This window comes from Furfurilactobacillus curtus, assembly GCF_054657915.1.
Map to the genome: position 1 here is coordinate 1,649,352 of NZ_BAAHXU010000001.1, position 26,886 is coordinate 1,676,237.

Sequence of the window (26,886 nt, forward strand, 5' to 3'; positions counted from 1 at the left end):
CTAATTGAAGGGATGAGTAAATGGCAGAAAGAACGCTAGAAATTTTTAAAGAAGGTGCTCCCATCTTCACGATGCTGCAGGATGAAAATCGCCAACAAATCTTGGTGATGTTGTGCAAGACGGATCACATGACGGTTAACCAAATTACGGATCGACTATCACTCTCTCGCCCCGCCGTGTCACATCATTTGAAACTCATGCGTGATGCAGGAATTCTATCGGTTAGCCAGACGGGGACGGAGCGTTATTATAGTGCTCATATGGGGAATGCGTTAGATTTATTAAAGGAACTAACGTCATCTTTAGAAGCGGATATTGCAAGTAAGGCCGGTACTGAATAGACCGGTTTTGTTTTTGGCATATTAGTTCAGATGTTTAAACCAACGAATATTCATCTGACAATAACACTGTTATTGAGTGAAGGGAGCATTACGATGGATCAAGAAAAAGTTGTATTAATCACTGGTGCCAGTAGTGGTATCGGCTATCAGACGGCTGAAAAATTAGTTAAGCAAGGGTATCGAGTTTTTGGTGCAGCACGCCGCGTTGAACGAATGGCTGGTTTGACTCAGCTGGGTGTCACTCCAGTTTATCTAGATATTACTGACGAAGACTCAATCGCTGAAATGGTTCAAAGCGTGATTGATCAAGCAGGCCGAATTGACGTACTCGTTAATAACGCTGGCTATGGTTCATATGGTGTCATTGAAAATGTGAAAATTTCCGAAGCCAAGAACCAATTTGAAGTGAATATCTTCGGCTTGGCCCGCTTGGTACAGCTAGTCTTACCCCATATGCGAGCGCAACATGCTGGTAAGATCATTAATATTTCTTCAATGGCAGGCCGAATTACGACCTACATGGGTGCTTGGTACCATGCCACGAAGTATGCACTCGAGGCCTTTAGTGACGCTTTGCGAATGGAGGTCGCTCCGTTTGGCATTGATGTTGTTATTATCGAACCGGGCGGAATCAAAACAAATTGGGGCTTGATCGCTGCCGATCACTTACGCGATTCATCCAAAGGCACTGTTTATGAGCAGATGGCCGATCAAGCGGCAGACAAGATGCAAAAAACCTATACTTCTAACCGCTTGTCAGATCCAATGGTCATCGCTAATGCCATCACCCGTGCCACCAATAGTCCACATCCGCATCCACGCTATTTAGTCGGTTATGGCGCTAAAGTATCGGTATTTATGCACACGGTCTTGCCAACCCGAGTCTTTGATAAATTAATTAAAGCGATGGTGTGATCTGAATGCATAAAAAATGAGCTGCGATCCCTAACAGGACTGCAGCTCATTTTTTATGCATTAATTATTAACAATCGTGTCATCACGAACAAACAACGTAATTTCAACGCCATCTACGTTCACTGTCCGCCGTTCTTCGTTGGCTTCTTGACCAGTTGGAAAGTTTTGTGCCATATGCATTCACCTCTTTCACAAAAGATTACACGTTTATTGTAGCCGTTTTGCAGGGTAAATGCATATTTTCCTGTCTCTGACATTTTGTCTGATTATAAACTGGCTGTGGTAAAATCAGCGCAGAAGGTTTTTAGGGGGATAATTATGAAAGCAAAGTATGAAGTGACCCGCTACACTGGCGTTCCCGTGACGACTGATTCCGCAGGCCATTATGTGGTTACTACAGGCTCAAAGCTTCACGATTGGCGGACAGGCAAACATACTCGCGGTCATTTTAATCAACTTGGTCAGTTATTTTTAACAGAAAACAACTTATTAATCGCTGTTTTAGCAACGCAACCTGTGGCGTTTAAAGATCGTCATCAGTGGACGCCAATGCAACGATTTACCAGTGAAACCCTCAGCAATGAGATGGTCGTTAAACTTCGGCAGCAATTTCATCTGGATGAAACCTGAAGTGGTTAAAGATTGTCATTTTGCATGTAAACCATTTGATCGTAAGAAACTTGTTCGCGTAAGCTTTTGGCCAAACTGGTTGAGAGTTTATCACGACTTAAGGCATCTTGAACAAATTGATATTCCGCCTGAAAGGCAGCTAGATAGAGCGCGTTAAGCATCTCGTCATCAGCTTTGTCGTCATCATGCTTGAAACGCCGACTTCGTTTAATATACGTATCCCGAACAAAATTCACGGCTGCTTGATCAGAACTTACCTGTTGATTCTTTAACCAGGTCATCACTGCTTCATTCCCAAGTTGCTCAACGTCAATCATAATTTGGCGTGATTGGTTTAACCTTGCTAAAGGCTGTTCATTTACCGCTGAAATCAATGATTGGCTAAGTGGCTGCTGCTCGTTAGTGCGGGTAGCAGCCACTAATTGATCGCTGGTTGACAGCTGTGAAGATTTGCGTTGCTGTTCGGCTTGTTTGTAAATTTGGCGGGCCTTTTTCCGCATTTTATAGTGTTTGAGTGGGTGACTCAATTTGGCCAAAATGAATTTTGTCCGCAAACCAATCCGTGTGTGACCAGTAGGGCTTGCTTGCCGACTTGTCAACATGAAAACGTAGCGTTGATAGATGGTCTGCTCGATGTTGGTTAGTTCGCCGCTACTAATCCGATTATTAACTGCAGTCACCTCTGCTTGTGTCGCCATTTTGAAGAGTGCGTCTACTTGTTTACGGTCTGGACGTGTCCGTAACCCCTTTTCAAAGGCAAGCGTCTCAATGACTTGATGCCGGGCGTTTGATTCCGTTGCGTTATTCTTCAACCACGCAATAGCGTAATCTATCATTGCATGATGGGCAGTGTCGAAGTCGTCTTGATCATCCGACTCTTGTACTGGCAGGATAAATGGAACGGTGAACAATGGGACGATTAAACTGAGTAGGATGATAATGGCGGCGATAAAAATGAGTTCGTTGCGCATGGGAAAGGTCGTCCCATTTGTCAAAGTTAATGGTAATGAAAAAGCCATCGCCAGCGTTACTGTCCCATGGACGCCACTGAGACTCAGAAGGGCGGCAGATAGATTAACACTCTTGCCGAAAGGTAGTCGGATGAACTGACGAATCCAGAGAAAACGAATCCCCATCATTAAGATATAAATACCGATGGCAAGGGCCGTAAGAATTAAAATGGAAACTTGATGTTTTGCCAATAGGTTATCAATAATGGTTGGCAAACTAACGCCTAGTAACACAAAAACAAAACCATTTAACAGGCTGGTTACTAGTCCCCAGACACTGGTGCTGACCACCTGAATCTTAGTAGAAGTTAGTCGCAGGTTGTCTCGTTCAATCCCATGAATCAGGCCTGCCGCGACAACTGCCAGAATGCCGGAGACATGGAATTCTTCAGCCGCCCAGTAGATTATAAATGGGGTCAATAATTGAACTGGCACCGCGATAGAGGCACTTTCAATATTCCAACGAATTAACGCAATTCGTAGTGCCGTGACCAGCCAACCAAGAAAAGCACCGACAAGTAGACCACCGAAAAACGTTTCTAAAAAGAAGATGACACCGTGGCTAACAGAAAAATCGCCTGACATAAAAGCGGTTAGCGCTAAATCAAAAGCAACAATCCCAGAAGCGTCATTGAACAAGGATTCATTTTTCAAGGTATCCATCAGTCCAGTAGGCAGTTGCAAGTTTTGCGTGACTGAACTGACCGCTGTCGCATCAGTTGGGGTCACGATGGCAATTAACAGGAAAGCCAAGGATAAGGTTAATGCTGGATAAATTAAATGAACGCCAAAACCAACGATTAAAACGGTCGTAACCACCAGCATAATCGCTAAAGATAGCGTATCTGTGATATTACGAGAAAGCGTCTTGCGCGATGTTTCTTGGGCATCATTGAACATGATTGGCGCGATGATGGCCAACAAGAAAAATTCAGGATCAAATTGATAGTGGTGGTACAAGGTCGTCAAAGACAACAGCACACCTGCAGCAATTTGATAAAATGCGAGGGGGATCGCGGAAAATTGTTGATAAATAATTTCAGCGGCAATGACCGCCACAATTAAGATACCAACCGCAAACAAAATTTCCATATATGGGTCACAGCCTTTCGTGACAGAATTTTCATGAGATAATGGATATTCAAGTGAACATTAGTCAAATTGTATCAGTTCTTCAAGGCCATAGTGGTGATCAGGCTCACCCGGTCTAGCTCACGCTCTGATTTTACTTGACTTACAAAAAAGAAGTCGGTACACTAACAGATAATTTATAACGGAAAAAGAGGTGTGGACGATGATGAACTTAACTTGTTGTAGTGCTATCGATCGTGTACTAAGTTTTGGGAAACGTCATCTGTCCGTCACCACTGCTAGCTGTGTTGAGGTCTAGTCGGCCAACCAATAGCATTTTAAGCGACAGTGTCAACGCATCCACTTCCCTGACTTGGTCTCAACTGAGTTATCGGAAGTGGATGCGTTTTAATTTGACCTACGAGGAGGAAAAGGCGTGTTTGACACGATTGATCGGATCATCAAAGAAGATCCCGTCGCGCAAAGTCGATGGCAAGTGATTTTAACTTACCCAGGCTATCAAGCGACGGTCTTATACCGGGTAGCTCATCAATTCTGGCAGCATGGCCATCGATTGACGGCTGCGTTACTTAGCCACTGGGCCCGCCATCACACTGGTGTTGATATCCATCCTGGCGCTACTATTGGTCGTCGTCTATTTATTGACCACGGGATGGGGGTGGTTATCGGTGAAACCGCAATTATTGGTGATGATGTGACCCTACTACATGGCGTTACACTCGGTTCACGCCATGCCATCACCGGCCGCCGGCATCCCAAAATCGGCAACCACGTCTTTATCGGCGCTAACGCGTTAATCCTTGGGCCAATTACGGTCCACAGCCAAGCTAAAATTGGCGCAGGGAGCGTGGTTCTCAAAGAAGTTGCTTCTGGAACCACTGTTGCTGGCAATCCGGCGCATGTTGTTCGACCCTGGCAGCAACAAATTCCTGCGATCCACATCTATGACCAACAACCTGAATTGAAAGAAGGTACATCGTTATGATTAAAAAAGAAAGTATTTTAGATTACATCGGCCATACACCGATTGTAAAATTACAACGTTCTACACCTGAAGATGCCGCTGACGTTTACGTCAAATTGGAATTCTTCAATGAGGCGGGTTCCGTTAAAGATCGGATCGCCTTAAAATTAATTGAGTCCGCGGAACAGGATGGTTCGTTGACCCCTGAGACAACTATCATTGAGCCCACTTCTGGGAACACTGGAATTGGTATCGCTGCAGTGGCTGCGGCCAAAGGCTATCATGCGGTGCTCGTCATGCCCGATACAGCCAGTGAGGAACGTAAACAATTGATGCGTGCTTATGGTGCGGAATTAATTGAGACACCAGGCGCAGAAGGGATTAATGGCGCCATTAATCTAGTTAATGAAACCTTAAAAAAGGGTGGCTATATTCGCTTAGGCCAATTCATTAATGAACTGAATCCGCAAGCTCATTATGAAACGACTGGTCCGGAAATTGTCGATTATTTTGATGGAACGCCTGATGCTTTTGTCGCTGGGATTGGCACCGGTGGGACTATTTCAGGAACGGGAAAATTTTTGCGGGAGACAAATGCTGATGTTGAAATTATCGGTGTTGAACCGGCGACTTCGGCGGTCCTAAATGGTGGTGACCCTGGAAAGCACCCCATTCAGGGGATTGGGACAGGCTTTGTCCCGGATGTTTTGGATACTAAAATTTACGATAGTGTGACAGATGTCACTGGCGAAGATGCAGTTGCTACTGCTCGAGCTATTGGACGCCAGGAAGGCATCTTGCTAGGCTTCTCTGGTGGTGCAGCTGTTTGGGCGGCGATTGAAAAAGCCAAGACGTTGCCTAAGGGTAAAAAAGTCTTGGCTTTAGCGGCCGATAATGGTGAACGATACTTATCCACGCCGTTATTTCAGGGCTAATTAGGTTGATTAAACCGGCTGATGATCATCATCAGCCGGTTTTTTTAGTCGTCATTACGATGGCGCATCGCCAATAGAAAGCGGATGATGACAGCTTGTTCATCGCCATTGAATTCATCGAAGACCGCTATTTTGGCTTGTTGGTCATCGGATTGGGCGCCTTGAACTAAGGCAAGCAACCATTCGCCATTATCGGTCAAGTAATAAAACTTTTCCCGCCGGTTGTCAGGGTTGGTTTCTTCCTTGACGAGATGTCGGCCAATAAGCGCTTTTAAATATTTAGATAAAGTACCTGGCAGAAGATTCAATTTACCGCTAATCGTTCGAGCGTTGATGCCAGGATTTTTTTGAATCGTGCTTAAGACATTGCGGACTGGTTCCCGGAAGTGGTGATTAAAATGCTCCGACCAATGTTGCCAGTTATGCATGTCGTGGGAATCAAAGGGGAAATCACCATGATGACCATGAGCTCTGTGCATATCGATGACTTGTTTGAAACGCTGGTCAAATGGTTGACGCGCGGTTTCAAAGCTAATTAATTGGGAATAAAGATCATTTAATTCCTGGCTCTTTGATTGATCTTGTGCCATTAGTTCTCCTTTATGAGTAGGATAGATAGTCGATTAAAAGCAAAATCGATGTGTGGGTTTATTTTAACGCAAAATGTTTCTTTGAGAAACAATGGGTGCTATACTCATGAAAGTTTCCAAAAGAAACAATATTCACGAAAAGGAAGTGATTTGGATGCAATTAATCGATACGACTCGCTTTGACCTTGTTGCAACTGTCGTTAATGCCAAAACGCAGAACGTCGACGGGTTTGATTATGCGCTCCAAACGGCATTAGCGAATCAAGCGACACTTGGCATTATCGTCTGGGTGGACGACGATGAAATTAGCATCTTTGATGCATTAACGCCAAATTACGTGACTAATTTAATGGCTGAGGCGTCGCACTTTGGCACTGATTTGGCCGACATCGCTCAAGCTTTAGGCGTCAAACAAATTAAAGTTAGCATTCAGCGAGGCAACAACTTAGGTTCGATCGCCACTGACGTATACTGCAATGAATTTTCCTATGACTTACTCGTTTTTGAACAGGAACATCATTATCAAAATCAGATTCAGCACGCGGTGACGGTGGTTAATGAAAAATTATTATCGTCAACGATGGTGCTGTGAGAAAGGTGATAAATATAATGAGCTAATCGCGATTCGTTAGGTGTGTGACTGGTCTACGATAAATTTAATTTGAAGAAAGCATGAGGGCGAGTCGCCATTTCGAAGGAAGAGGAACTTGCAAACTAAAAGTTAGTGTGTTTTACTTAGTTTAAACAAACGAACATAAAGAAAGCTCATTTAGGCAACGTCAATCGTTGTCTGTTTTTTAAGCCTATACGTTCATTTGTTTAAACCTACAATTAAAAAATGAATGGAGATCGATTTATGACGACATCAACTTTATTTGCACCGTTGACACTAGCTAGTGGTGAAGTAATTAAAAATCGTTTTTTGAAGCCAGCGATGAGCGAGGTAATGGGTGATAAATCGCATCGTCCTACCCAACAGCTGATCAATTTATATCGGCATTGGGCGGAGGGTGGAACAGGCTTACTCATCACCGGTAATGTAATGATCGATTCAAACGCCCTTGGTGAGGTCGGAAATGTTGTGATTGAAGACGAAAGTAATCTAGGCTGGTTACGCACCTGGGCTGAAGCAGGTCAACAAAATGGCGCGCAAATTTGGGTTCAATTAAATCATCCTGGCAAGCAGTCGCCGCGTAATGTGAGTCAGCACCCCGTAGCTCCCAGTGCAGTACCAATGGCGGGCGCTAATAGCTTTGCATTTAATGATCCACGTGAGTTGACTATCAATGAAATTCACGAGATCGTTCGTAAATTTGTCAGATCTGCAGAAATCGTTAAAAAGGCCGGCTTCAATGGCGTGGAAATTCATGCCGCACATGGGTATTTGCTGAATCAATTTTTGTCTCCTCATGACAATCGTCGTTCTGATGAATATGGGGGTAATCTCACTAATCGGATGCGGATTTTAGTCGAAATTTATGAGGGAATGCGTGAAGCCGTTGGCGATGATTTTTCCATTGGGGTCAAGATTAATTCAACTGATTTCAGTGAGGATGGCTTTAGTGAAGCAGATTCATTGACGGTAATTAAACAATTGTCTGAACTAGGGGTCGATTTAATTGAAATTTCCGGTGGAAACTATGAAAATCCTGAAATGATAAAGACAACTGGCGGCGCCTTTTTCGTTAACTACGCGGCAAAGGTCAAGGCTCAAATTGCAACACCAATTGCGGTGACTGGCGGTTTTAAAACAGCAGCGGGGATGAACGCGGCTGTGGCCGATGGCGCAACTGAAATGGTGGGGACGGCCCGGGTTTTGGCATTAGTGCCAGACTTGCCGATGCAGATTCGATCTGGTCAATTTCAGTCGATTGATTTAGACTTCTTATCCACTGGGATTAAAAGTCTTGATGGTAAAATTGGTTCAATGATTGGGTTGAGCTATTATGAAATGCAAATGGCGCGAATTGCCACGGGCAAGTCAGTTCGGCGAACCACCAACGCCTGGATTCCATTGTCATTTTCATTACGCAAACAAGGTTTAAGTATTTTGATCCCGCAACGTAATTAGGTTGGCGCAGGTTTGGCTATTTAGGCTTGGACATGGTGTTTATCTTTGGCTTTTGCCCCAAATCCGCGATCTTACTCAGGGGTACAAAGGTTTGTTTAATCTTATGTAATAAAACAAAGGTGGCGGACCAGAATATGCTACGATAACAGCACTGAATTCAGGGAGGCTCTTTACGTGGAACATTGGTCGCCAACTAAAATAACCGCATTTCGCAAAACATTACTATCTTGGTACGATGAAGCTGGTCGGGTTCTACCTTGGCGTAAGGACCACGATCCCTACCATGTGTGGGTTTCCGAAATCATGTTACAACAAACGCAAGTCCAAACGGTCATTCCATATTATCAACGCTTTATGACCATGTTTCCAACCGTTGATGCATTGGCGAGTGCGCCAACTGAACAATTGATGCGTGCATGGGCTGGGTTAGGCTACTATTCGCGGGCGCGTAATCTGCAGCGGGCCGCTCAAGAAATCGTCAATGAGCGTCATGGTCAGTGGCCAACGACGGCGGTTGAATTGCAAAGCTTGACTGGAATTGGTCCGTATACGGCTGGCGCAATTGCCAGCATCGCCTTTGGAGAACCAGTACCAGCGGTCGATGGCAATGCTTTTCGCGTGTTTAGTCGGCTGATGGAAATTGACGCTGATATTACAAAACCACAAACGCGGCAATTGTTTGAGCAGGTTATTGGAGAAGTTATTGATCCTAAACGGCCGGGTGACTTCAATCAAGCGATTATGGACCTTGGGAGTAGCTACATGACGGCCAAGCAGCCGGATAGTGAACATTCGCCGGTTCGCGCATTTAATCAAGCTTTCTTAGATGGGAAAGAGCTGAATTATCCGGTTCGGAGTGCAAAACCACGACCGGTGCCAATGGCTTATTTAGCCTTGGTGATCCAGACTCCAACCGGCTACTTATTCACGCAGCGTCCTTCAACTGGGATGTTAGCGGGATTGTGGACCTTTCCGTTGCAATTGGAAGCAGATTTAGTGCAAGATGACGAAAAACAAGGTGAACTTGACGAAGAGATTTTAATCAAACGGGCAGCAGAGGAGTTTGCTGCCGATACCGGGATTGAAGTGACCCTTTCGGCGGTTCCTAGTCGTCGTGTCAGCCACACATTTACGCATCAAAAATGGCAATTGAAATTGGTTCAGGCAACATTGTCAGCAGACCCTGATCTAAGCTTATTTCCAGGTCAAGTGATCGCACCGTCAGCCTTTGCGCAGTTTGCAATGCCAACGGTACAACAAAAGCTATGGCGAGCGTGGGTGAAGACCATGGAGTCCGACAAAGGGAAGGAAGGCTAAGCATGGCAGGTCATAAGTTTTACGCAATTGCCAAGGGAAAGGTTCCTGGGATTTACACCACTTGGTCGCAAGCTAAACAACAAGTCGACAGTGTAGCCGGGGCGCGGTATAAGAGTTTTCCAACTCGTCAAGAAGCCCAAGCATGGTTAGATACAGGTGGTAAATATCAAACGCAAGTATCGGCCAATGCAGCGACTAGTCATGTAGGGATTAACCGAGTTCGAGGTCCCCAGCCTGATGAAATTGTCATTTATTCCGACGGTGGTTCACGAAATACCGGTAATGTCGCTGGCGGTCATGTCAGAGATGGTGATCCAGCTGCATGGGCCTACCTAGTTCAAACGCCGACAGATCGATATTTTGATTCGCAAGGTGAATTTGGCGCCACAAACAATAAAATGGAGCTCACTGGCTTATTGACGGCGTTACGTGCGTTAGTCGCAACTGGCAAGCAACAAGAATCAATTGTAGCGGTTCTTGACTCAAAATATGTGTTAGATGCCATTACCAAACGATGGCTAGCAGGCTGGCAACGGCGTGGATGGCGCAAGAGTAATGGTGAAGTCGTGGCTAATCAAGCACTTTGGCAAGCGATGAGCCAGGTGTTACCCCAATTTAAACAGCTCCGTTTTGAATGGACGAAAGGGCACGCAGATAACCGCGGGAATGTATTTGTGGATGAATTGTTGAATCGAACAATGGATGCCATGAGTGCTGACAATCCAACGGGAAAACACGATGGCGTGCAACCTTTGGCAAAGGCTCAGTCGATAGTGGATGAAGTCAGGCCTAATGACCACCAATTAGATTTGTTTTAAATAAAAGTCGTTAATAAAAACGTGTTTCTCCATTAGTGGCAGAAACACGTTTTTTTGTCGAGCTGCACCAGCCTGATCCTTGTGCTTAACCTGTCAGCAACAATCGGCAGAAGGCGCCAATCGTTGCTGACTAGTTAATGCTCAGGATCACCAGGCCGGCTTCACTCTGAGTCATTGATTGTGGACTATTCAGAAATTAAATCATGATACGGTAATTCAACGGGGCTTCGCGCTTCAAACAATTTGTAGTATGCTCGCGCGATATTGTCTGGATCTTGATTTTCCTTTTTGCCATGGCGAATATACGTATTAATGGTGACCATTCCTGCATAAACGGTTGACTGCTTTTTCGTTAAGTCTTCGTTTAAAGTAATCACATAGTTGCGCATGGCAGCTTTTTCCATGGCCTGCAGGGCAGCATTTGTTGACGGCTTGGCGCCAGCAATACTATTAGTGAATAACAACGCAGTTGGTTCAGTGGTGGCGGTTAATTGCGGCAAGGCGGCTTGAACAATGGCTACCGGTGCCACAGCACCAATCGTGAGTCCGGTCTGAACGAGATCGGCAGTCATCTTAGATGGCGCGATTCCTGGTCGATAAGTGGCGTTAAAAATAACAGCACGTAATTGACCGAGAGATTTAATCTGGTCGAAGGCGGCTGTAATTGTGTCTAATTTGGTTAAGTCAGCTGTCAGAATTGTGGTTTTAATGTTCAAAGCCGCCAATTCATCGGTGGCCGTTTTCAAAGCGGTTTGATCACGAGAAATTAGGGCGATATCAAAACCGTGTTGTGCAAATAGTTTTGCCTGGCCTTGAGCCAAACCTGTCTGCCCAACGCCGACGATTGCTAAAATTGGATTTGCCATTTTTATCGTTCCTCCTTATAAGGTTGATCAAACTCAGTATAAGCGTGCGGCGTCACAATGTCTGACTTTGATGCTTATAAAAGTTAACCAACTAAAGATTTCCCAAAGGGTGGTACCACGGCTAGTCACCGGTGGACAAAAGGGGTACAGTGACAATGATTAATTTATGGGAGGAAAGGCTATGCATAGACGCATTTGGACCATTGCGGGTGCGATAATTCTTGTCTTAGGTGCCAGCTTCACCTTATTCAAAAAAGTAACGAGTATTGGCGTGGCACCGGAGCCTTTGACTGCCGCTAAGGTGAGCGCGACAGTTCATCAAACACACATCCCAACCATTTTTATGCCTGGTTGGGGTACCTCTGCGAACTCCTTTAATCAAATGATTGGATATATGCAAGAACAGCACACCGCTGGGAAAGTAATGCGGATCAATGTTGATTGGTTGGGACATATCCATGTGTATGGTCGCTTAAAGGCGACTGACGTCAATCCACTTATTCAAGTGACCTTCTCCCGTAATTTGGCGAACACTTATCAACCACAGGTCAAATGGCTCAACCAGATTTTAATCCTGCTAAAACACCGCTACGGGATGACACAATATAATGCCGTGGGCCATTCTTGGGGTGGGAGCGCTTTGGTCAGTCAGTTGATTCGTTATGGAAATGACACGCGTTTACCTCGGTTAAATCGAATGGTACTGCTGGGAACTCCAGTAGATGAAGGCGCTAATCATGCCAAAGACTTATTTAGTAATGGTAAACCGAAACGTCCTACACGGATTTATCGGCAATCGATGGCGGACGCACCGCATTTGTTGGCCAATCGTAATGCCCAAATCGATAATGTTTACGGTTCAACAGATGGCGAAGACACGGATAACGCGGTACCGATCGTTCAGGCTCAGTCATTACGTTATTTGACCGCCGGACGTATCCCAAATTATCATGAAATTTTACTCAAGCATATGAATCATCATCAGATTCATACGACGGTGAGGAGTTTTAAATTAGTGACCAAGTTGTTGTTTAATTAAGTTGGGTTGAACAACGAATAAACTAAAAAAGATCCCTATCTTTTTGCCTGCGCTGGCGCCTGCCGATTTGGCAAAAGTCATCACAGTTTGAAGATAGGGATCTTTATTTGTTAGTGTCATTTAAACACCAACACTAAGAGCCAAGTTTAATGGCGCGTGGTACGCAATGAACCGGTCTGGTGATTTTTCAGTTGGTTCGCTTTGAACCTTAGTGATGCGGCCTCACCTTCAAACCTAAAATGGCGTAGTCGTCCATGATAGGGTTGCCCCGCAGCGCGCACACGGGCCCAACGATCCATTTCATTGGCCATCGAGAGGGCAGTGTCGTGTCGGTTAGGAGCACCTTCGTTAACTGCGGCAGTAGCAATGTCATCGCGTAATGAAGCCGCTAAATTGTGATTATAGTCGACCAATGCTTGGGTTATCGGCGCATCTTTGTAGCGATTAAAGAGCCGCTCAATGTAGCGCATCGCATCTTTACTGTCTTTGGGCTGGTAATAGCGTTCTTCCGACACAATGAATCCCTGACTTTCCTAACGTGATTTGGTGTTAGTGTACGCGAATTTTTAATGGCTGTAAACGGGGGCTGCTATTGACTTGAATCCAGTGTGGCAGGCAGCCGCGCCGAAAGTAAACCGTTGAAAGGTCACTTTAGTAAACCCTGCCGTTTCAAAAGAGTCTGATAAAGCTTGGTAACTAGGGAAAGCGGCCGTTGTACGTTGTAAATAATCATATTCATCATGAGCATGAGCAAACACTTGTCCAAGCCACGGCATAATTCGACTAAAGTACCAATGCCAAAGGGGGCGAATGATTGGCGCAGTTGGTTGGGAACTCTCTAAACAAATCAGCTGACCGCCTGGTTGCAATACGCGTAAAATTTCGGAAAGGCCGGCCGCCCGATCAGCTAAATTGCGTAAGCCAAAGCCAATCGTGACGACGGCGAAGGTATCGTTTGGAAATGGTAAGTGCAACGCATCGCCGACGATGACGGTCGCTTGATCAGTCAAATCTTGGACCGCGATTTTTTGGCGTGCGATGCTAACCATGGCGCCACTGAAGTCTACGCCGACGATATGACCCTTAGCCCCAACACAATTGGCTAACGCAATCGTCCAGTCACCTGTACCACAACAAAGGTCTAAGGCCAGATCGCCTGGTAGAATATGTGTTATTGCCATGGCGCGTTGTCGCCATTTTTTGTGCTGACCAAGTGAAATAATATTATTCATGCGATCATAGCGTGGTGCCAATTTGGTGAACAACGCCTGAACACTGGCAGGCCGTTTGGGCGAGGCTAACGACATATGAGCAGCTCCTTACTTATTTTATGGTGATTATGGAATTAAAAATACGACATCCTCGTTTAATATAAGGGTTTCAGGAGATGCCCGCAAGCGTATGAACGAGGTGATGCCAACATTTAGGCGGAAAATAAAATTGGTATTAGGATCAGGTTAATCTTTTGTAGTGTTGTTTACTGTCGATCAGCCTGAACGTCACAGGCATGTTGATCGACTTTTTGATTAATTCACTCATATTCCGAAGCTATGTGTGATTCCGTCCTAGTAAAAGCGAAGTTGTTGATTAAACTGTGAAACAAACTGGTTACTGACCACCGCTGTCACATACGATGTTAGTTTGCGATTATCTTGTCAGTTGTGTAGAGGCTTACATAAATAATCATTAATTAGGCATCTTGACCGTTTAAAATTAATTGTGCGAAGGTTTGATCTGGCACTAGTAGAACTATTTTCCTTTTTTAGAATTGTATCCGCTTAAACTTTACGCAAACCGCAGTTAAATCAGAACATGAACCTTCTTTACTCATCCATTCCTGGCCAAGAACAAGCGTCATTTAGTGATGATTAGGTAGCTATTTAAACACATTTGACTTTCGGGGATGCGATCACCATGCGTATAATAGGTGTACATCTGCGAAAGGAATGTAACCATGCTGACTTTATTTTTACTAATGATGCAGCGCGTTGGCCTAATCATTATCTTGGCCTTTATGCTCGTCAATGTTCGCTACTTTCGCCAGTTACTAAAAGATCGAGATACGTGGCCGGCTAAAGGGATCTTAATTATTATTTTTGCGTTATTTGCCATTATTTCTAATTTAACTGGCGTGGAAATTACCGCCCACAATACACTTATCTCCAGTACTTGGTTGACTGGATTACCTGCGACCGACTCCATTGCTAACACTCGGACATTGGCGATCACCGTCTCTGGCTTAGTCGGTGGACCAGTTGTAGGGGGAATTGTTGGCCTAATTGCAGGGGTTCATCGTGTGATCCAAGGAAATGGTTCTGATTTATTCTACATTTCCAGTTCACTGCTGGTGGGCATATTATCTGGTCTTGTTGGTCAACGAAATGCAGATCGAAACCAGTATCCCAGCACAGCGATGTCAGCATTACTTGGCCTTTCAATGGAGGCGGTCCAGATGCTATTCATCTTTGGGTTTAGTCATGCTGGATTTGCATTGGTCCGTCTGATCTTCTTCCCGATGATGATTCTAAATAGTGTTGGGACGTCGATCTTTATGTCAGTCATCTCGGCCTATTTGCATCAAGAAGAACAACTACGGGCCGTACAAACGCACGATGTGTTGGAGCTGGCTGACCGAACGTTACCCTTCTTTAGTTCTGGATTGAATGAGGCCAACGCGCAGCAAGCCGCAACAATTATTCGAAATTATACGAATTTTGATGCCATTGGAATTACCGACTCCGTCGATGTGTTGGCCCATGTTGGCGCAGGAAGTGATCATCATATTCCGGAAAAAGAAGTGATGACCAGTCTATCAAAAACAGTATTAGCAACTGGTGAAATGAGAATTGCTCATAGCAAAGTGGAAATTGGTTGCCCACATGCGGATTGTCCATTAGCGGCAGCGGTAGTTATTCCACTGATCGTTCAGCAACAGGTCGTGGGGACGTTAAAAATGTACTTTACCAATGCTAAAAATTTAACTCCCGTTGAAGAACAGTTGGCGAAAGGTTTGGCGTCAATTTTCTCCAGTCAGTTGGCATTGGGAATGGCTGAAGAACAATCTAAACTAGTCAAAGATGCGGAGATTAAGTCTTTGCAGGCACAAGTTAATCCGCACTTTTTCTTTAATGCGATTAATACAATTTCGGCGTTAATGCGAACGAACGCGGATAAGGCACGGCAATTATTGTTACAGTTGTCGACTTATTTTCGAACTAATTTACAGGGGGTACGCGAGACAGAAATTACGCTTCAGCAGGAACGTGAGCATGTTGAAGCCTATTTGTCACTTGAGCAAACGCGTTTTCCTGATAAGTATCAGATTCATTTTAATACTTCGGTTAAAGATACAGTCATGCTGCCACCTTTCACAATTCAAGTTCTAGTGGAAAATGCGTTGCGACATGCGTTTGGTGATCGAAGGTATGGCAATCAAGTGTGGGTTAACGTCCGCCAAGTGTCAGCGGCACTGCAGGTCGAAGTGATCGATAATGGCTTAGGAATTGATGCCGAGGTATTGCCGCAACTTGGTCATCAAATTGTTAAATCTGCCAAGGGAAGCGGAACCGCTTTGGAAAATTTGAACGCTCGACTAACAGGACTTTATGGTCAAATGAGTCGTTTACATTTTGAGACTGGTATGACCGGTACTCGTGTGAGTTTGACCATTCCGGAAAAGGAGGTTGTTGGTGATGAAAGTGCTCATCGTTGATGATGAACCATTAGCACGTGATGAGTTGGAATATTTGTTAACTCAAAATCAAGTGGTGACGAAAGTACAACAAGCGGACTCCATTAGTGCAGCAATCACACAGTTAGTTGCAATGCCAATGGATCTAGTCTTTCTAGACATTTCATTGAGCAACGAAAATGGCTTTGATTTAGCTGATAAGTTACACCAATTAGCGACGCCACCGTTAGTTGTTTTTGCAACTGCCTATGATCAGTATGCGGTTCGGGCATTTAATATTGATGCGATTGATTATGTATTAAAACCGTTTGAGCAACGACGAATCGACCAAGCACTTGCTAAAGCTGCAACGGCCTTGCAGACGCGCAGTGTTGACCAGCGAGAAACAAACCTCACGCCCACACCGATGGCAAATGCAGTGATATCGATCACCGAAGATGAAAAGACACGGGTATTGAAGCAACGCGATATACTTGCGGGATTCGTCGAAAATGGAGAATTAGTCATTATTACCGCAACACAACGGATTGGCGCACACCAAACGTTGAGCTGGTTATTGACCCGGTTGGCACCTGAACAATTCATGCAGATTCACCGCAGTATGGTTGTAAATGTAAACGCGGTTTCAGAAGTCGAACCATGGTTCAACCATACATACCAAATCACACTGACAAATGGAGATAAAATGCCTGTCAGTCGCTCTTTTGTCAAAGAAATGAAACAGCGATTGAATATGTAGCTCGATCACTATCCGATTAAATCTTGGCCATCTACAAGTATTTGTGGACTGGTCTTTTTTTGATGGTGGCTTGATTTTTGTGTTTAGTTTATTGTGTCGAGTGTTGCAGAGATACTAGTTGCCGGGTTGTTTGTTTGGGTTAACCTTGCATTTTAAGAAAATTTGATAAGCGTTAGATGTTTCATAAGTTCAAATGTGATCAAAGTCAACTGATGTATTTGTCATTTCACCACTTGATTATGGCATTTCGATCGCTTTTTTTGACCTTTGACAAGTGAAACTGCAATTAGAGCGCGGATATTCGTAAAATAAGGGTGTTAGGTGAGATGAATTTATGTTCTCATCATTGTTACGCAATCATTCACATGACTAGGAGGTCATTGTCATGGCAGCAAAGCAACCTAGCTCTAATCAAACAGCATCACAGGCGACAACTGGTGAAAAGACACCAGCAGCACCAATTCTTATTCAGATTGGGATTTATGCCACGATTCTCTTTATTTCGTGGTTAATCTCAGAATTCTTCGCGAAGACCTTTCCCAAGTTTCCTTTGCCAACACCAGTGATTGGTTTGGTGCTCTTATACCTAGCACTAACCTTGAAAATTGTGAAGGTGGAATGGGTGGATTCGTTCGGTGGCTTCATGATTAGCCTGATTGGTTTCTTATTTGTTCCTTCTGGAATTCAATTGGCCGGTACTTTGGGAATCCTGCAACATGAAGGGTGGAAGTTAATTGTTGTCATTATCTTATCCACCGTGATTCTTTTGGTCGTTGTGGCCTACACAACGCGGCTATTTATTTGGATTCGGGTCCACTTATTCCACGGCGATGCAGAAGTCGACGCGAAGAATAAACAGTAGAAAGGAGCATAATCATGTCATTTACAATTCTTGCAGCGACAGCACCAGTTATCACCGGACCGTTAGCCTACTTTGCAACACCATTCTTTGGCATTTTCTTATCCGTGATTGTTTATTTGTTAGGTCAATGGTTATTTAAGAAGTTCAATGGTTTCTTTCTCTTCCAGCCCTTATTTGTCGGCATGGTCTTAGGAATCATTGCCCTGATTGTGTTAGCAAAAATGCTAGGCATGGATACTGCGAAATTTTACACCATGGCCTACAAACCAGGTGGCGATATCATCTTCTGGTTCTTGAACCCAGCTACGATTGCGTTTGCCGTACCACTGTACAAACGTAATGATATTGTCAAAAAATTCTGGTTGGAAATTCTGCTTTCACTCATTATTGGGGCCTTTGTATCTTTGTTCGTCATTTATGGCATCTCAAAGGCCTTTGGGTTGAGCAATATCGGGATTGCTTCAATGCTCCCACAAGCAGCAACGACAGCGATCGCCTTGCCAATTTCGACCGCGATCGGTGGTAATGCAGCGGTTACGGCCATGGCCTGCATCTTGAATGCCGTGATTATTTACGCGCTGGGTGGCTGGCTTGTTAAGGTGTTCCGTTTGAACTCTGATCCGATCGGGACTGGACTAGGATTAGGTACTTCTGGACACACCGTTGGTTCAGCATTCGCGCTTGAACTCGGTTCAGCCCAAGGTTCAATGGCTGCCATTGCTGTGGTTATTATCGGGATCGTGATTGATATCGTTGTACCGATTTTCTCGGCGATTGTTAATTTACACTAATTAGTTTAACGATTAATAACAGGATTGAACGATACTGAGTCTCTTTCGAGATAAGGTATCGTTTTTTTGTGGCCCGGGGAAGTCACATTGTGAAATTCATGATTTTATACAAAAATCATGAACAAACTGGAATAAAATTCTGATAAATTATAAAGCGCTTACAATACCGATATAAAAGCTTCTAAGCTGATATATAATCGGTTATAATTCAAGGGAAGAAACTCAATTTCACAAACTCAAGCTTGCTCAATTGAACGGAGGAAACGTTGATGGAGAAGTCAAAGAACACGCCAAAATCAGCGCCAAAGCCTGCACCAATTTTGATTCAAATTGGCGTTTATGCAACTGTCTTGTTTGTTTCTTGGTTGATTTCTGAGTGGGGTGCGAAAACCTTTCCCAATTTTCCATTACCGACACCAGTAGTGGGGTTAGTACTTTTATATGTCGCTTTGAATTTGCACGTTATTAAAGTTGAATGGGTGGATGGATTGGGCGCCTTTTTGATTGGGATCATTGGCTTCTTGTTTGTTCCATCAGGGATTCAACTAGCCGGCACTCTTGATATTTTAGGTAAGGAAGGATGGAAATTAATTGTTGTCATCATAATTTCGACGGTGATTTTGCTGGTTACGATTGCGTATTGTACGCGGCTCTTTATTTGGATGCGTGTTCACTGGTTGCACCAAGATGCTCACGTGGACACAGAAACGAAAGATGAGAGGTAAGCAAAATGACAATTGGTACGTTACTAATGGCAACAGCACCCGTTGTTAAGGGACCTTTGGCCTACTTTGTTACCCCATTTTTTGGTATTTTTCTATCGATTGTGGTCTTTTTACTGGGTCAATGGTTATTTAAGATTTCGCATGGTTTCTTTTTATTTCAGCCCTTATTTGTCGGCATGGTTGCTGGGATTTTAGCATTAATGGCATTGGCAAAAATGCTCGGAATGAGCACCGCGGCCTTTTACACGCAAGCTTATAAGCCGGGTGGTGACATTATCTTTTGGTTCTTGAACCCCGCCACAATTGCGTTTGCAGTCCCGTTGTATAAACGTAATGATATTGTGAAGAAATTTTGGAAAGAGATCTTATTAGCGTTAGTTGTTGGTTCTTTTATTTCTTTAACGTTGATTTATCTAGTGGCTAAGGCCATTGGATTAAGCAAATTAGGGATTGCGTCAATGTTGCCACAGGCCGCGACGACCGCGATCGCATTACCAATTTCAGCGGCAATTGGTGGTAGTCCAGCAGTTACAGCTATGGCATGTATCGTTAACGCAGTGATTATTTACGCATTGGGTAAGTGGCTAGTGAAGGTCTTCCGGTTAGACTCTGATCCAATTGGGACAGGGTTAGGTTTAGGAACCTCTGGTCACACGATTGGTTCGGCCTTTGCCTTGAGTTTAGGGTCAGTCGAAGGATCAATGGGGGCCATCGCGGTGGTCATCATTGGTATCGTTGTCAATGCAGTAGTACCAGTCTTTGCTAGTTTAGTTGGTTTACGTTAATTAGATTAAAAAACATTATAAAAACGGCATTCATTTATTCTTGATGGATGCCGTTTTTATAATGGTGAAGTTGTCATTTACCCAATTAAATTCAGTAAATCGTGCGGTTGATCCAAGACTTCATCGCTATCACGAATGAGCGATTGGGCTTTTGGGCCGCCCCATGTTGCTAAACCAAATGTAAGTCCCGCTGCATGGGCTGCTTGTAAATCATAAATTGTATCGCCGATATAGATTGTTTGGTTAGGCATTAATTTTAATTTAGCCAAGGCTAGCTGCAGTGAATCAGGTGCCGGTTTACCTCGTTGAACTTCATCAGCAGTTACGTGGCCATCCATGAACTGATCTAAAGGAAAATTAGTCACAAGATCACGTTGATATTCAGGTGCTAACTTTGATGTCACAATGGCTGTGGTCAGCCGAGGATTTTCGTGGAGTTGCTGGAGAACTGCTTCAATTCCAGGATAAATGCGCATTGTATCATAGGTCGATTTCGTATAATTTTGCCAAATATCGATTAAGCCTGGAATTTCGTCATCGGGGATGCCGAGTTGTTGAAATGCAATTTTGCCGGTCGTTCCAAATGTTTGGGCCAGCCGCTCATACTCAAAATGCCGACCGGTTTCATCTAGCGCCTGCTGCATGGCAAGCATGTACATTTTTTCAGAATCAAGCAAGGTTCCATCTACATCAAAAAGAAAGTTCTGCATCTAAAAGTAGCCTCCGCCTTTATGGAATTATTTTAAATCAATTATAACAGAGGTGGTAACTAGAACTGAGAAAAGCCGATTTATTAATCAGAAGATGGTTGCACCATTTGCTTAAACGCGCTCACCAGACCTGAGTCCTGTGCACAACCAGTAATCACTACTGGGTGACCCCCGTCCGTGATTCCCAGTTGTTGCTCGGACTCAAGACGGGTCTGGCTCACGCTCTGGTATAAACGCGCTCACCAGACTTTAGTCCTGTGCACAACCAGTAATCACTACTGGGTGACCCCCGTCCGTGATTCCCAGTTGTTGCTCGGACTCAAGACGGTCTGGCTCACGCTCTGGTTTCATAAATTAAAGAGGAGTACACTTATTTTTAAATATAAAAATGGATATGTAAGAAAGGATTGAACCAGTAATGAAATGGGATAAAGCTTGTACCACCGTGTTAGTCGGGAAAAAGGCCTCAATTGATGGCTCCGTCATGGTTGCTAGAAATGACGATACTTTTTTACCAATTGCACCACAACGGGTCATTATGCGACCAGCTGTCACCGGCCGACATGAAGAACTGGCGTCAACCCAAAATGGGTTTAAAGCACCACTGCCAGAAAATGGTTATCGCTATCAAGCAACACCAAATGTCGATGTCGCTGGTGAAGGTATCTACGATGAAAGCGGCTTTAACGAGAAAAATGTCGCTATGTCTGCCACAGAAAGTGTCTATGCCAACGAAAAGGTACTTGCTTACGATCCACTGATTCCAGATGGCATGGCGGAAGACACGATGCAGACGATGGTCTTGCCTTTTATTGACTCTGCCAAAGATGGCGTTCACTACCTAGGGGACCTCGTGGCAAAATACGGTTCGCCAGAGGGTAACGGGGTCATCTTTGCTGACCAGGACGACATTTGGTATATGGAAATCGTGACAGGTCATCATTGGGTGGCTTCCCGGATTCCAGACGATGCTTATGTTGTCGCTGCAAATCAGGTAGGACAAGAACAAATTGATTTTGATGATCCAGACAACTTTATGTGGTCAGATGGAATTCGTGAATTCGTGTCCGAACATCATTTAAATCCCGACAAAACGGGCTGGAACTTTCGCCACATTTTTGGAACCGATACTGAAAAGGATCGGCATTACAACACACCACGCGTTTGGTTCGCGCAGCGGTACTTAAATCCAGAGATCAAGCAAGAGCCTGAGTCTAGTGATTTGCCATTTATTTGCCACGCCAATCGGCTAATCAGTTTGGAAGATGTTGAATATATCGAAAGTTCTCACTACAATGAAACACTTTTTGATCCATTAGGTCACGGTAGCGACGAAGACAAGACACGTTATCGAGCGATTTCATTGAACCGGACACAGCAGAGTCACATCTTGCAGATTCGGACTAATGTCCCAGCGGCAATTTCTGCGGTGATGTGGATTTCCATCGGAATCCCGGCTTATACGCCATATCTACCTTTTTACGCCAATGCGACGGACACCGACCCCAGCTTTGCTAACACGTCCATGACGTATAATGTGAAAGATGCATACTGGATGTACCGCACTGTTTCGATGTTAACTGAAAGTCATTACAGTCATTTTATTCAGGCTGATACTGACTATTTGAAAGAATGTCGAGAGGAATTACGGCGATTGATTGAAACGATTGATCAGCAAGCACAGACGTTAAGTGGTGAAGCCTTAACTGCTTACTTGACGGAACAAAACCATGAAGTCGTTAACCAGATGCGGGATAAGACGATGACATTCATTGGTCAATTGGTAACAGACGGACTTGGGATGTCTAAACTGACTTTTAATATGGATGTTAATCTGTAGGATTCTAAAATATTGTGGGATAAAACAAGCAACGTGAGATTTGATAAAAAGTTCGTTTTGGCAATGTCGCCAAGGCGAACTTTTTTGTTGGGCATTGGCTAGTCCGATTCTTGTATTTAGTCTGACGTTTTTTCTTGGGTCTTTTTGTGTATCAAGGACAAGGATACATTCTAGGTGGTATGTAAGTGCAACATATGATGCTTATAAGCAGATTTTTTGCGATTGAACATATCAATACCATAAGATTAAGTTAATCAAAAAAGGAAGGAAGTGGTTTTAATGCTTGGATGGTTATGGTCAATTATTGTTGGTGGTTTGATTGGATTTGTGGCAGGGTTAATTATCAATCGGGATGTTCCTGGTGGCGTGATTGGTAATATTATTGCGGGATTGGTTGGTGCTTGGATTGGTCAATCATTGCTAGGGTCTTGGGGGCCTTCATTGGCTGGAATGGCCGTTGTACCGTCAATTCTAGGTGCAATCATTTTAGTTTTGATCTTGTCATTAATCATGAACGTGCGAAAACGCAAAGATTAGTTAGGAGGTCACTTGATGAGACCAGTTAGTAAATGGATCATTAGTCTCACTGGGTTAATTGTCTTAGTGACCGGTGGCCTGGCGATTTTATTAGCGATTAATGTGCCTGGGGTCACCAACGAGCTTAATCATTGGTTATTAATTAATCCGGATGTGACTCGCTGGGTCTTATTAGTCCTAAACGTAATTACGGCCCTGACTGGTGGGATCTTGCTCTTGATCGGTATTTTTAAACGAAAGCGATTGCGTGCCGTTCGTTATCAGAAGAACCACGGCGAGATTATGCTGCCAATTGCCGCGATGGAACATGATTTGCAGTATCGTTTGTCCGAAAGCGGTCGTTTGGATCGTCCCCACGTTTCATTAACCGTACGTCGACACAAACAGGCTGATGTGAAGGTGTCAGCGCTAACTACTGATCCGGATTATCAACAAGTTGGGCAAGAAGCCTTGCAAGTAGTGAATGATTATTTGCAAAAAAGTTTAGGATTAACCCTCCGGCGCCCACGGATTGAAGTCCGACCGGCAACCCCTGATACCCATCCTGCCCGGGTGGTTTAGAAAGGAGTGGTTGAATGAATCGAATGATGTTTGGCACTCTGGTCGGCTTGATTCTTGGCTTGGCTTGGGTTCTAGCCGGATTTTGGAGCATGATTCTAGTTGCTGTAATTGCGATTCTTGGTGGCTTAATTAGTCACTTCTGGCCAGTAAGTACGCGTCAATTAAAACAAGAGATTAATCGGTTTTTGTCTGATTAATCACATAGGAGGAATGAGTGATGGCGGATACAAAAACACCCCCTTTAAAAAGTACCTTATCATTTGATGATGGGGTCATTGAGAAGATTGCCGGTTTGGCAGCTCGTAACGTTGATGGCATCTTATCCTTAGACGGTGGGATGTTAAGCGGGATTACCGACCGCTTTAGGAACCAAGCCGACCCAACGCAAGGTATTGACGCGGAAGTCGGGCAAAAACAAGTTGCGTTGGACATGAACGCGACGGTTGAATATGGGAAAGACATTCATCAAATCTTTGAGCAAGTTAGTGATCGAGTTGTGCGCGATGTTCGCAATTTTACCGGTCTGGATGTCATTGAGCTGAATTTACACATTAATGATGTAATGAGTAAACGTGATTGGCAAGAACAGACAAAAGGTAAACCAAATTCGCAACATGCGCCTGAAGCAAAACATGTTGAATAACCACGACCGTTTGAAGTAATGGTGTAAGGAGGAATTTAAATGGCTGAAGCAGCAACGAAGAAGCAAATTGTGTTTGATGATGATGTCTTAGAAAAAATTGCCGGTAAAACAGCCCATGAGGTTGACGGCGTCTTGTCGCTATCTGGTGGACTAATGGATAATTTATCGACCCAAATTCGTGGTGATCGTCCTGAACATGGCGTTTCAGCTGATGTCAATGAAGATGATCAAACCGTTGATTTAGAGCTCGATGGTACGCTGGAATATGGTCGTGATGCGAATGATATTTTTGATAAGTTATCACGTAAAATTATCGCGGCTGTTCGCTCAATGACTGGCTACAAGGTCACATCGATTAAACTTCACGTGAAAGATTTATTGACACCAGAAGAGTGGCAAGCTCAGCAAAAAGATGATTCAAGTAACGATAAGAAGAAAGATTAATCAGGGAGGAAGCAAGTGATGAAGAACTTACTATTAGGCTTCAGTTTGGCAGCCAACGTGGCCTTGGGATACATGTTATTTCAAGATAATGACCAGATGAAAGATTTGAAACAGAAATTTGATCATTTCAGTGATGAAGCTGGAGGCAAAGCCCAGCAAGTCAAAGGGGCGATTACTGGCGATACCGGCGATAAAATTGGCGGTAACGTTAAGGAAGGTGAAGGCAAAGTTAAAGAATTTGCCGATTCCATGGGCGACAACTTTGATTAATTCATTAAAACGCATTGATATTACAAAAACACCACCGGCAAATTGTAAGCCGATGGTGTTTTTGATCGTATTGGATAGACATATCGTGTAAAGGATAAATATGTCAGAAAATTCAATTTAGTGCCAAGGTTAAGCTAAAGCTTCTGCCTTAAGCGTTCGAATCATGTTGCAAACAAAACCATATTCGTTATCGAACCAAGTAGCTGTCTTAACGACTTGGAAGTCACCATTTTGGGTTACTTCAGTTAAAGTTGGGTCAAATACAGCACCATGTGTGTCGCCAATAATATCGGAGGAAACAATTTCATCTTCGTTCCAACCGAAAGCAGGATTATTCTGCGTGTGTGGCTTGATAGCTTCGTTAACTTGGTCAGCGGTGACTTCTTTGTCCAAGATGGAAACTAACTCACAAACAGATCCATCAACCACAGCAACCCGTTGGGCGTGGCCGCTAAGGTGACCATCTAATTCTGGAATAACTAAACCAATTGCGGTTGCGGCGCCAGTTGAATGCGGAAGCGTGTTTGCAGATGCGGTCCGGTTAGGACGGAACTTGGAGCCCTTTGGACCATCTAAAATCATTTGTGAGCTCGTGAAGGCATGGATCGCGGTAATCGTGCCGACCTTAACGCCAAACTCCTTGTTTAAGAAGTAAGCCATTGGTGCAAGTGCATTAGTTGTACATGAGCCAACGGAGATGATTTGGTCATCGTGTTCAATTAAATCGTCATTAACGCCCATCACGATTGTCTTAATGGGACCTGCTGGTGCTGAAATAACAACTTTCTTAGCGCCGGCATCAATATGTGCTTGTGATTTGTCTTTGGATGTATAAAAGCCAGTACATTCAAGCACAATATCAACCCCATCGTTAGCAACCCACGGAATGTTATGCGCATCACGTTCAGAGTAAACGCGAATCTTCTTGCCGTTTACGACTAATGAATCGTCAGTGGAACTCACATCAGCGTTAAGACGGCCAAAGGTGGAGTCGTACTTAAACAGATAAGCTAACATAGCTGGACTAGTTAAATCATTGATGGCAACAATATTCAAATCTGGGTCATCCAATTCTAAAATCCGTCGAAAAGAGTCACGACCGATTCGACCAAAACCATTAATACCGATATTTGCCATAAGTTTTTGCCTCCTAGGATTGCGTGTGTTATTTAACTACACCAGTAGCCTAGCAGGAAATGACCGAAAAAGCCAATAAAGTGACTCGTGACTTGAGGTGCCGAAAACAACCTACGCTTTTTAATTGTCGTTGTGCGCGGAAACGATATAATGAGGGTAGTCAAAAAGTGAGGTGGGTGCGTTTATGAGTGAAACAATTCCAGAGAATATGAACGAGGTCAGATTGCGCGTCCAAACTTTAAACGAACAACGAGGCGATCAAGCGCCGATAACGGAAGCGGATGTCATGACGGCAGCGGTTCACGACACGTTACAATACTGGGTCGACTATTTACTGGATGGTCATTACGATGAAGTCACGTGGGTGGATCAAGACCTCGTGGTAACTGATGTGATGGGCAAACCAGTGGGACGAGTGAGCCCAATGAGTGCGACGTTTGCTAACGATTATCGGCAAAGTCCTGAGGGGACCATGTTCCGATTGGAAAATGAGGCAAATAAGATTATTGCCCAACGATAACTTGATGAGTTCGATCCATTAATGCTTTTAAGGATCGCTTTCA

31 protein-coding genes are annotated in these 26,886 nt (G+C 44.1%); 24 read left to right on the top strand and 7 right to left on the bottom strand.

Going from position 1 to position 26,886, the window contains the following annotated elements:
* Positions 1 to 20: 20 nt before the first annotated feature.
* The 3 genes from ACYQ0Y_RS07665 to ACYQ0Y_RS07675 all read left to right on the top strand — a co-directional run bounded on the left by ACYQ0Y_RS07665 (position 21) and on the right by ACYQ0Y_RS07675 (position 1,886).
* The gene (locus ACYQ0Y_RS07665; RefSeq protein ID WP_407882985.1) at positions 21 to 341 is read left to right on the top strand and encodes an ArsR/SmtB family transcription factor; all 321 of its coding nucleotides are present in this window, start codon (positions 21 to 23) and stop codon (positions 339 to 341) included.
* Positions 342 to 434: 93 nt separating this feature from the next.
* On the top strand, positions 435 to 1,256 hold the full coding sequence (locus ACYQ0Y_RS07670; RefSeq protein ID WP_407882987.1) for an oxidoreductase: 822 nt from the start codon (positions 435 to 437) through the stop codon (positions 1,254 to 1,256).
* A 318-nt stretch (positions 1,257 to 1,574) separates the two neighbouring features.
* Positions 1,575 to 1,886: a DUF7671 family protein gene (locus ACYQ0Y_RS07675; protein WP_407882989.1), complete on the top strand. Its 312-nt coding sequence runs from the start codon at positions 1,575 to 1,577 to the stop codon at positions 1,884 to 1,886.
* A 5-nt stretch (positions 1,887 to 1,891) separates the two neighbouring features.
* Here ACYQ0Y_RS07675 and ACYQ0Y_RS07680 read toward each other — a convergent pair whose 3' ends face one another.
* Entirely contained in the window at positions 1,892 to 3,988 is a 2,097-nt protein-coding gene (locus tag ACYQ0Y_RS07680) for a cation:proton antiporter (protein WP_407882991.1), read from the bottom strand.
* Positions 3,989 to 4,403: 415 nt separating this feature from the next.
* Between ACYQ0Y_RS07680 and cysE the strand changes: the two genes are divergently transcribed.
* Both cysE and cysK read left to right on the top strand, forming a co-directional pair.
* Positions 4,404 to 4,973: a serine O-acetyltransferase gene (gene cysE, locus ACYQ0Y_RS07685; protein WP_407882993.1), complete on the top strand. Its 570-nt coding sequence runs from the start codon at positions 4,404 to 4,406 to the stop codon at positions 4,971 to 4,973.
* Positions 4,970 to 5,887, top strand: a complete 918-nt coding sequence (gene cysK, locus ACYQ0Y_RS07690) for a cysteine synthase A (protein WP_407882995.1) — start codon at positions 4,970 to 4,972, stop codon at positions 5,885 to 5,887. The genes cysE and cysK overlap by 4 nt, the downstream gene beginning before the upstream one ends.
* A gap of 44 nt (positions 5,888 to 5,931) precedes the next feature.
* On the opposite strand, the gene ACYQ0Y_RS07695 is transcribed toward cysK, so the two are convergent.
* Entirely contained in the window at positions 5,932 to 6,477 is a 546-nt protein-coding gene (locus ACYQ0Y_RS07695) for a MarR family winged helix-turn-helix transcriptional regulator (RefSeq protein WP_407882997.1), read from the bottom strand.
* A gap of 154 nt (positions 6,478 to 6,631) precedes the next feature.
* Between ACYQ0Y_RS07695 and ACYQ0Y_RS07700 the strand changes: the two genes are divergently transcribed.
* The 4 genes from ACYQ0Y_RS07700 (at position 6,632) to ACYQ0Y_RS07715 (ending at position 10,683) form a co-directional block, all read left to right on the top strand.
* Positions 6,632 to 7,069 (top strand): hypothetical protein, encoded by a 438-nt coding sequence (locus ACYQ0Y_RS07700; protein ID WP_407882999.1) that lies wholly within the window; start codon positions 6,632 to 6,634, stop codon positions 7,067 to 7,069.
* Between the two features lie 264 nt (positions 7,070 to 7,333).
* A complete protein-coding gene (locus tag ACYQ0Y_RS07705) occupies positions 7,334 to 8,548 on the top strand; it encodes an NADH:flavin oxidoreductase/NADH oxidase family protein (RefSeq protein WP_407883000.1) in 1,215 nt (404 codons plus the stop codon).
* 174 nt (positions 8,549 to 8,722) lie between these two features.
* Positions 8,723 to 9,865, top strand: a complete 1,143-nt coding sequence (gene mutY / locus ACYQ0Y_RS07710) for an A/G-specific adenine glycosylase (RefSeq protein ID WP_407883002.1) — start codon at positions 8,723 to 8,725, stop codon at positions 9,863 to 9,865.
* A 2-nt stretch (positions 9,866 to 9,867) separates the two neighbouring features.
* A complete protein-coding gene (locus tag ACYQ0Y_RS07715; RefSeq protein WP_407883004.1) occupies positions 9,868 to 10,683 on the top strand; it encodes a ribonuclease H family protein in 816 nt (271 codons plus the stop codon).
* A 185-nt stretch (positions 10,684 to 10,868) separates the two neighbouring features.
* Here ACYQ0Y_RS07715 and ACYQ0Y_RS07720 read toward each other — a convergent pair whose 3' ends face one another.
* On the bottom strand, positions 10,869 to 11,549 hold the full coding sequence (locus ACYQ0Y_RS07720) for an SDR family oxidoreductase (RefSeq protein WP_407883006.1): 681 nt from the start codon (positions 11,547 to 11,549) through the stop codon (positions 10,869 to 10,871).
* A 181-nt stretch (positions 11,550 to 11,730) separates the two neighbouring features.
* On the opposite strand from ACYQ0Y_RS07720, the gene ACYQ0Y_RS07725 reads away from it, so the two are divergent.
* Entirely contained in the window at positions 11,731 to 12,588 is an 858-nt protein-coding gene (locus ACYQ0Y_RS07725) for an alpha/beta hydrolase (protein ID WP_407883008.1), read from the top strand.
* Positions 12,589 to 12,734: 146 nt separating this feature from the next.
* Here ACYQ0Y_RS07725 and ACYQ0Y_RS07730 read toward each other — a convergent pair whose 3' ends face one another.
* Positions 12,735 to 13,103, bottom strand: coding sequence for a hypothetical protein (locus ACYQ0Y_RS07730; protein WP_407883009.1), 369 nt, complete (start codon positions 13,101 to 13,103; stop codon positions 12,735 to 12,737).
* 51 nt (positions 13,104 to 13,154) lie between these two features.
* On the bottom strand, positions 13,155 to 13,895 hold the full coding sequence (locus ACYQ0Y_RS07735; RefSeq protein WP_407883011.1) for a demethylmenaquinone methyltransferase: 741 nt from the start codon (positions 13,893 to 13,895) through the stop codon (positions 13,155 to 13,157).
* A gap of 647 nt (positions 13,896 to 14,542) precedes the next feature.
* On the opposite strand from ACYQ0Y_RS07735, the gene ACYQ0Y_RS07740 reads away from it, so the two are divergent.
* From ACYQ0Y_RS07740 to lrgB (ACYQ0Y_RS07765), 6 genes are all read left to right on the top strand, one after another.
* On the top strand, positions 14,543 to 16,300 hold the full coding sequence (locus ACYQ0Y_RS07740) for a LytS/YhcK type 5TM receptor domain-containing protein (protein ID WP_407883013.1): 1,758 nt from the start codon (positions 14,543 to 14,545) through the stop codon (positions 16,298 to 16,300).
* On the top strand, positions 16,281 to 17,018 hold the full coding sequence (locus ACYQ0Y_RS07745; protein WP_407883015.1) for a LytTR family transcriptional regulator DNA-binding domain-containing protein: 738 nt from the start codon (positions 16,281 to 16,283) through the stop codon (positions 17,016 to 17,018). Before ACYQ0Y_RS07740 ends, ACYQ0Y_RS07745 begins: the two co-directional genes overlap by 20 nt.
* A gap of 385 nt (positions 17,019 to 17,403) precedes the next feature.
* Positions 17,404 to 17,880, top strand: coding sequence for a CidA/LrgA family protein (locus ACYQ0Y_RS07750; RefSeq protein ID WP_407883017.1), 477 nt, complete (start codon positions 17,404 to 17,406; stop codon positions 17,878 to 17,880).
* Positions 17,881 to 17,894: 14 nt separating this feature from the next.
* Positions 17,895 to 18,671 carry an antiholin-like protein LrgB gene (gene lrgB / locus ACYQ0Y_RS07755; RefSeq protein WP_407883019.1) on the top strand — a complete coding sequence of 259 codons (777 nt, stop codon included), beginning with the start codon at positions 17,895 to 17,897 and terminating at the stop codon, positions 18,669 to 18,671.
* Between the two features lie 269 nt (positions 18,672 to 18,940).
* On the top strand, positions 18,941 to 19,396 hold the full coding sequence (locus ACYQ0Y_RS07760; RefSeq protein ID WP_407883021.1) for a CidA/LrgA family protein: 456 nt from the start codon (positions 18,941 to 18,943) through the stop codon (positions 19,394 to 19,396).
* 26 nt (positions 19,397 to 19,422) lie between these two features.
* Entirely contained in the window at positions 19,423 to 20,181 is a 759-nt protein-coding gene (lrgB, locus tag ACYQ0Y_RS07765) for an antiholin-like protein LrgB (RefSeq protein ID WP_407883454.1), read from the top strand.
* A gap of 77 nt (positions 20,182 to 20,258) precedes the next feature.
* Here the strand turns inward: lrgB (ACYQ0Y_RS07765) and ACYQ0Y_RS07770 are convergent, their stop codons facing one another.
* Positions 20,259 to 20,891, bottom strand: a complete 633-nt coding sequence (locus tag ACYQ0Y_RS07770; RefSeq protein ID WP_407883023.1) for an HAD family hydrolase — start codon at positions 20,889 to 20,891, stop codon at positions 20,259 to 20,261.
* 418 nt (positions 20,892 to 21,309) lie between these two features.
* Here ACYQ0Y_RS07770 and ACYQ0Y_RS07775 point away from each other — a divergent pair, with 418 nt between their 5' ends.
* From ACYQ0Y_RS07775 to ACYQ0Y_RS07805, 7 genes are all read left to right on the top strand, one after another.
* Positions 21,310 to 22,731: a C69 family dipeptidase gene (locus ACYQ0Y_RS07775; protein WP_407883025.1), complete on the top strand. Its 1,422-nt coding sequence runs from the start codon at positions 21,310 to 21,312 to the stop codon at positions 22,729 to 22,731.
* 279 nt (positions 22,732 to 23,010) lie between these two features.
* Entirely contained in the window at positions 23,011 to 23,268 is a 258-nt protein-coding gene (locus ACYQ0Y_RS07780; protein ID WP_407883027.1) for a GlsB/YeaQ/YmgE family stress response membrane protein, read from the top strand.
* Positions 23,269 to 23,283: 15 nt separating this feature from the next.
* Positions 23,284 to 23,829 (top strand): alkaline shock response membrane anchor protein AmaP, encoded by a 546-nt coding sequence (gene amaP / locus ACYQ0Y_RS07785; RefSeq protein ID WP_407883029.1) that lies wholly within the window; start codon positions 23,284 to 23,286, stop codon positions 23,827 to 23,829.
* Positions 23,830 to 23,843: 14 nt separating this feature from the next.
* Positions 23,844 to 24,026 carry a DUF2273 domain-containing protein gene (locus tag ACYQ0Y_RS07790; RefSeq protein ID WP_407883031.1) on the top strand — a complete coding sequence of 61 codons (183 nt, stop codon included), beginning with the start codon at positions 23,844 to 23,846 and terminating at the stop codon, positions 24,024 to 24,026.
* Between the two features lie 20 nt (positions 24,027 to 24,046).
* Complete coding sequence (locus ACYQ0Y_RS07795; RefSeq protein WP_407883033.1) at positions 24,047 to 24,472, top strand: Asp23/Gls24 family envelope stress response protein; 426 nt, start codon at positions 24,047 to 24,049, stop codon at positions 24,470 to 24,472.
* A 39-nt stretch (positions 24,473 to 24,511) separates the two neighbouring features.
* Positions 24,512 to 24,916 carry an Asp23/Gls24 family envelope stress response protein gene (locus tag ACYQ0Y_RS07800; protein ID WP_407883035.1) on the top strand — a complete coding sequence of 135 codons (405 nt, stop codon included), beginning with the start codon at positions 24,512 to 24,514 and terminating at the stop codon, positions 24,914 to 24,916.
* A gap of 18 nt (positions 24,917 to 24,934) precedes the next feature.
* Positions 24,935 to 25,186, top strand: coding sequence for a CsbD family protein (locus tag ACYQ0Y_RS07805; protein ID WP_407883037.1), 252 nt, complete (start codon positions 24,935 to 24,937; stop codon positions 25,184 to 25,186).
* A 129-nt stretch (positions 25,187 to 25,315) separates the two neighbouring features.
* Here ACYQ0Y_RS07805 and gap read toward each other — a convergent pair whose 3' ends face one another.
* On the bottom strand, positions 25,316 to 26,323 hold the full coding sequence (gene gap, locus ACYQ0Y_RS07810; RefSeq protein WP_407883039.1) for a type I glyceraldehyde-3-phosphate dehydrogenase: 1,008 nt from the start codon (positions 26,321 to 26,323) through the stop codon (positions 25,316 to 25,318).
* A 184-nt stretch (positions 26,324 to 26,507) separates the two neighbouring features.
* On the opposite strand from gap, the gene ACYQ0Y_RS07815 reads away from it, so the two are divergent.
* Positions 26,508 to 26,843 carry a hypothetical protein gene (locus ACYQ0Y_RS07815; RefSeq protein WP_407883041.1) on the top strand — a complete coding sequence of 112 codons (336 nt, stop codon included), beginning with the start codon at positions 26,508 to 26,510 and terminating at the stop codon, positions 26,841 to 26,843.
* The last annotated feature ends 43 nt before the right edge of the window (positions 26,844 to 26,886 follow it).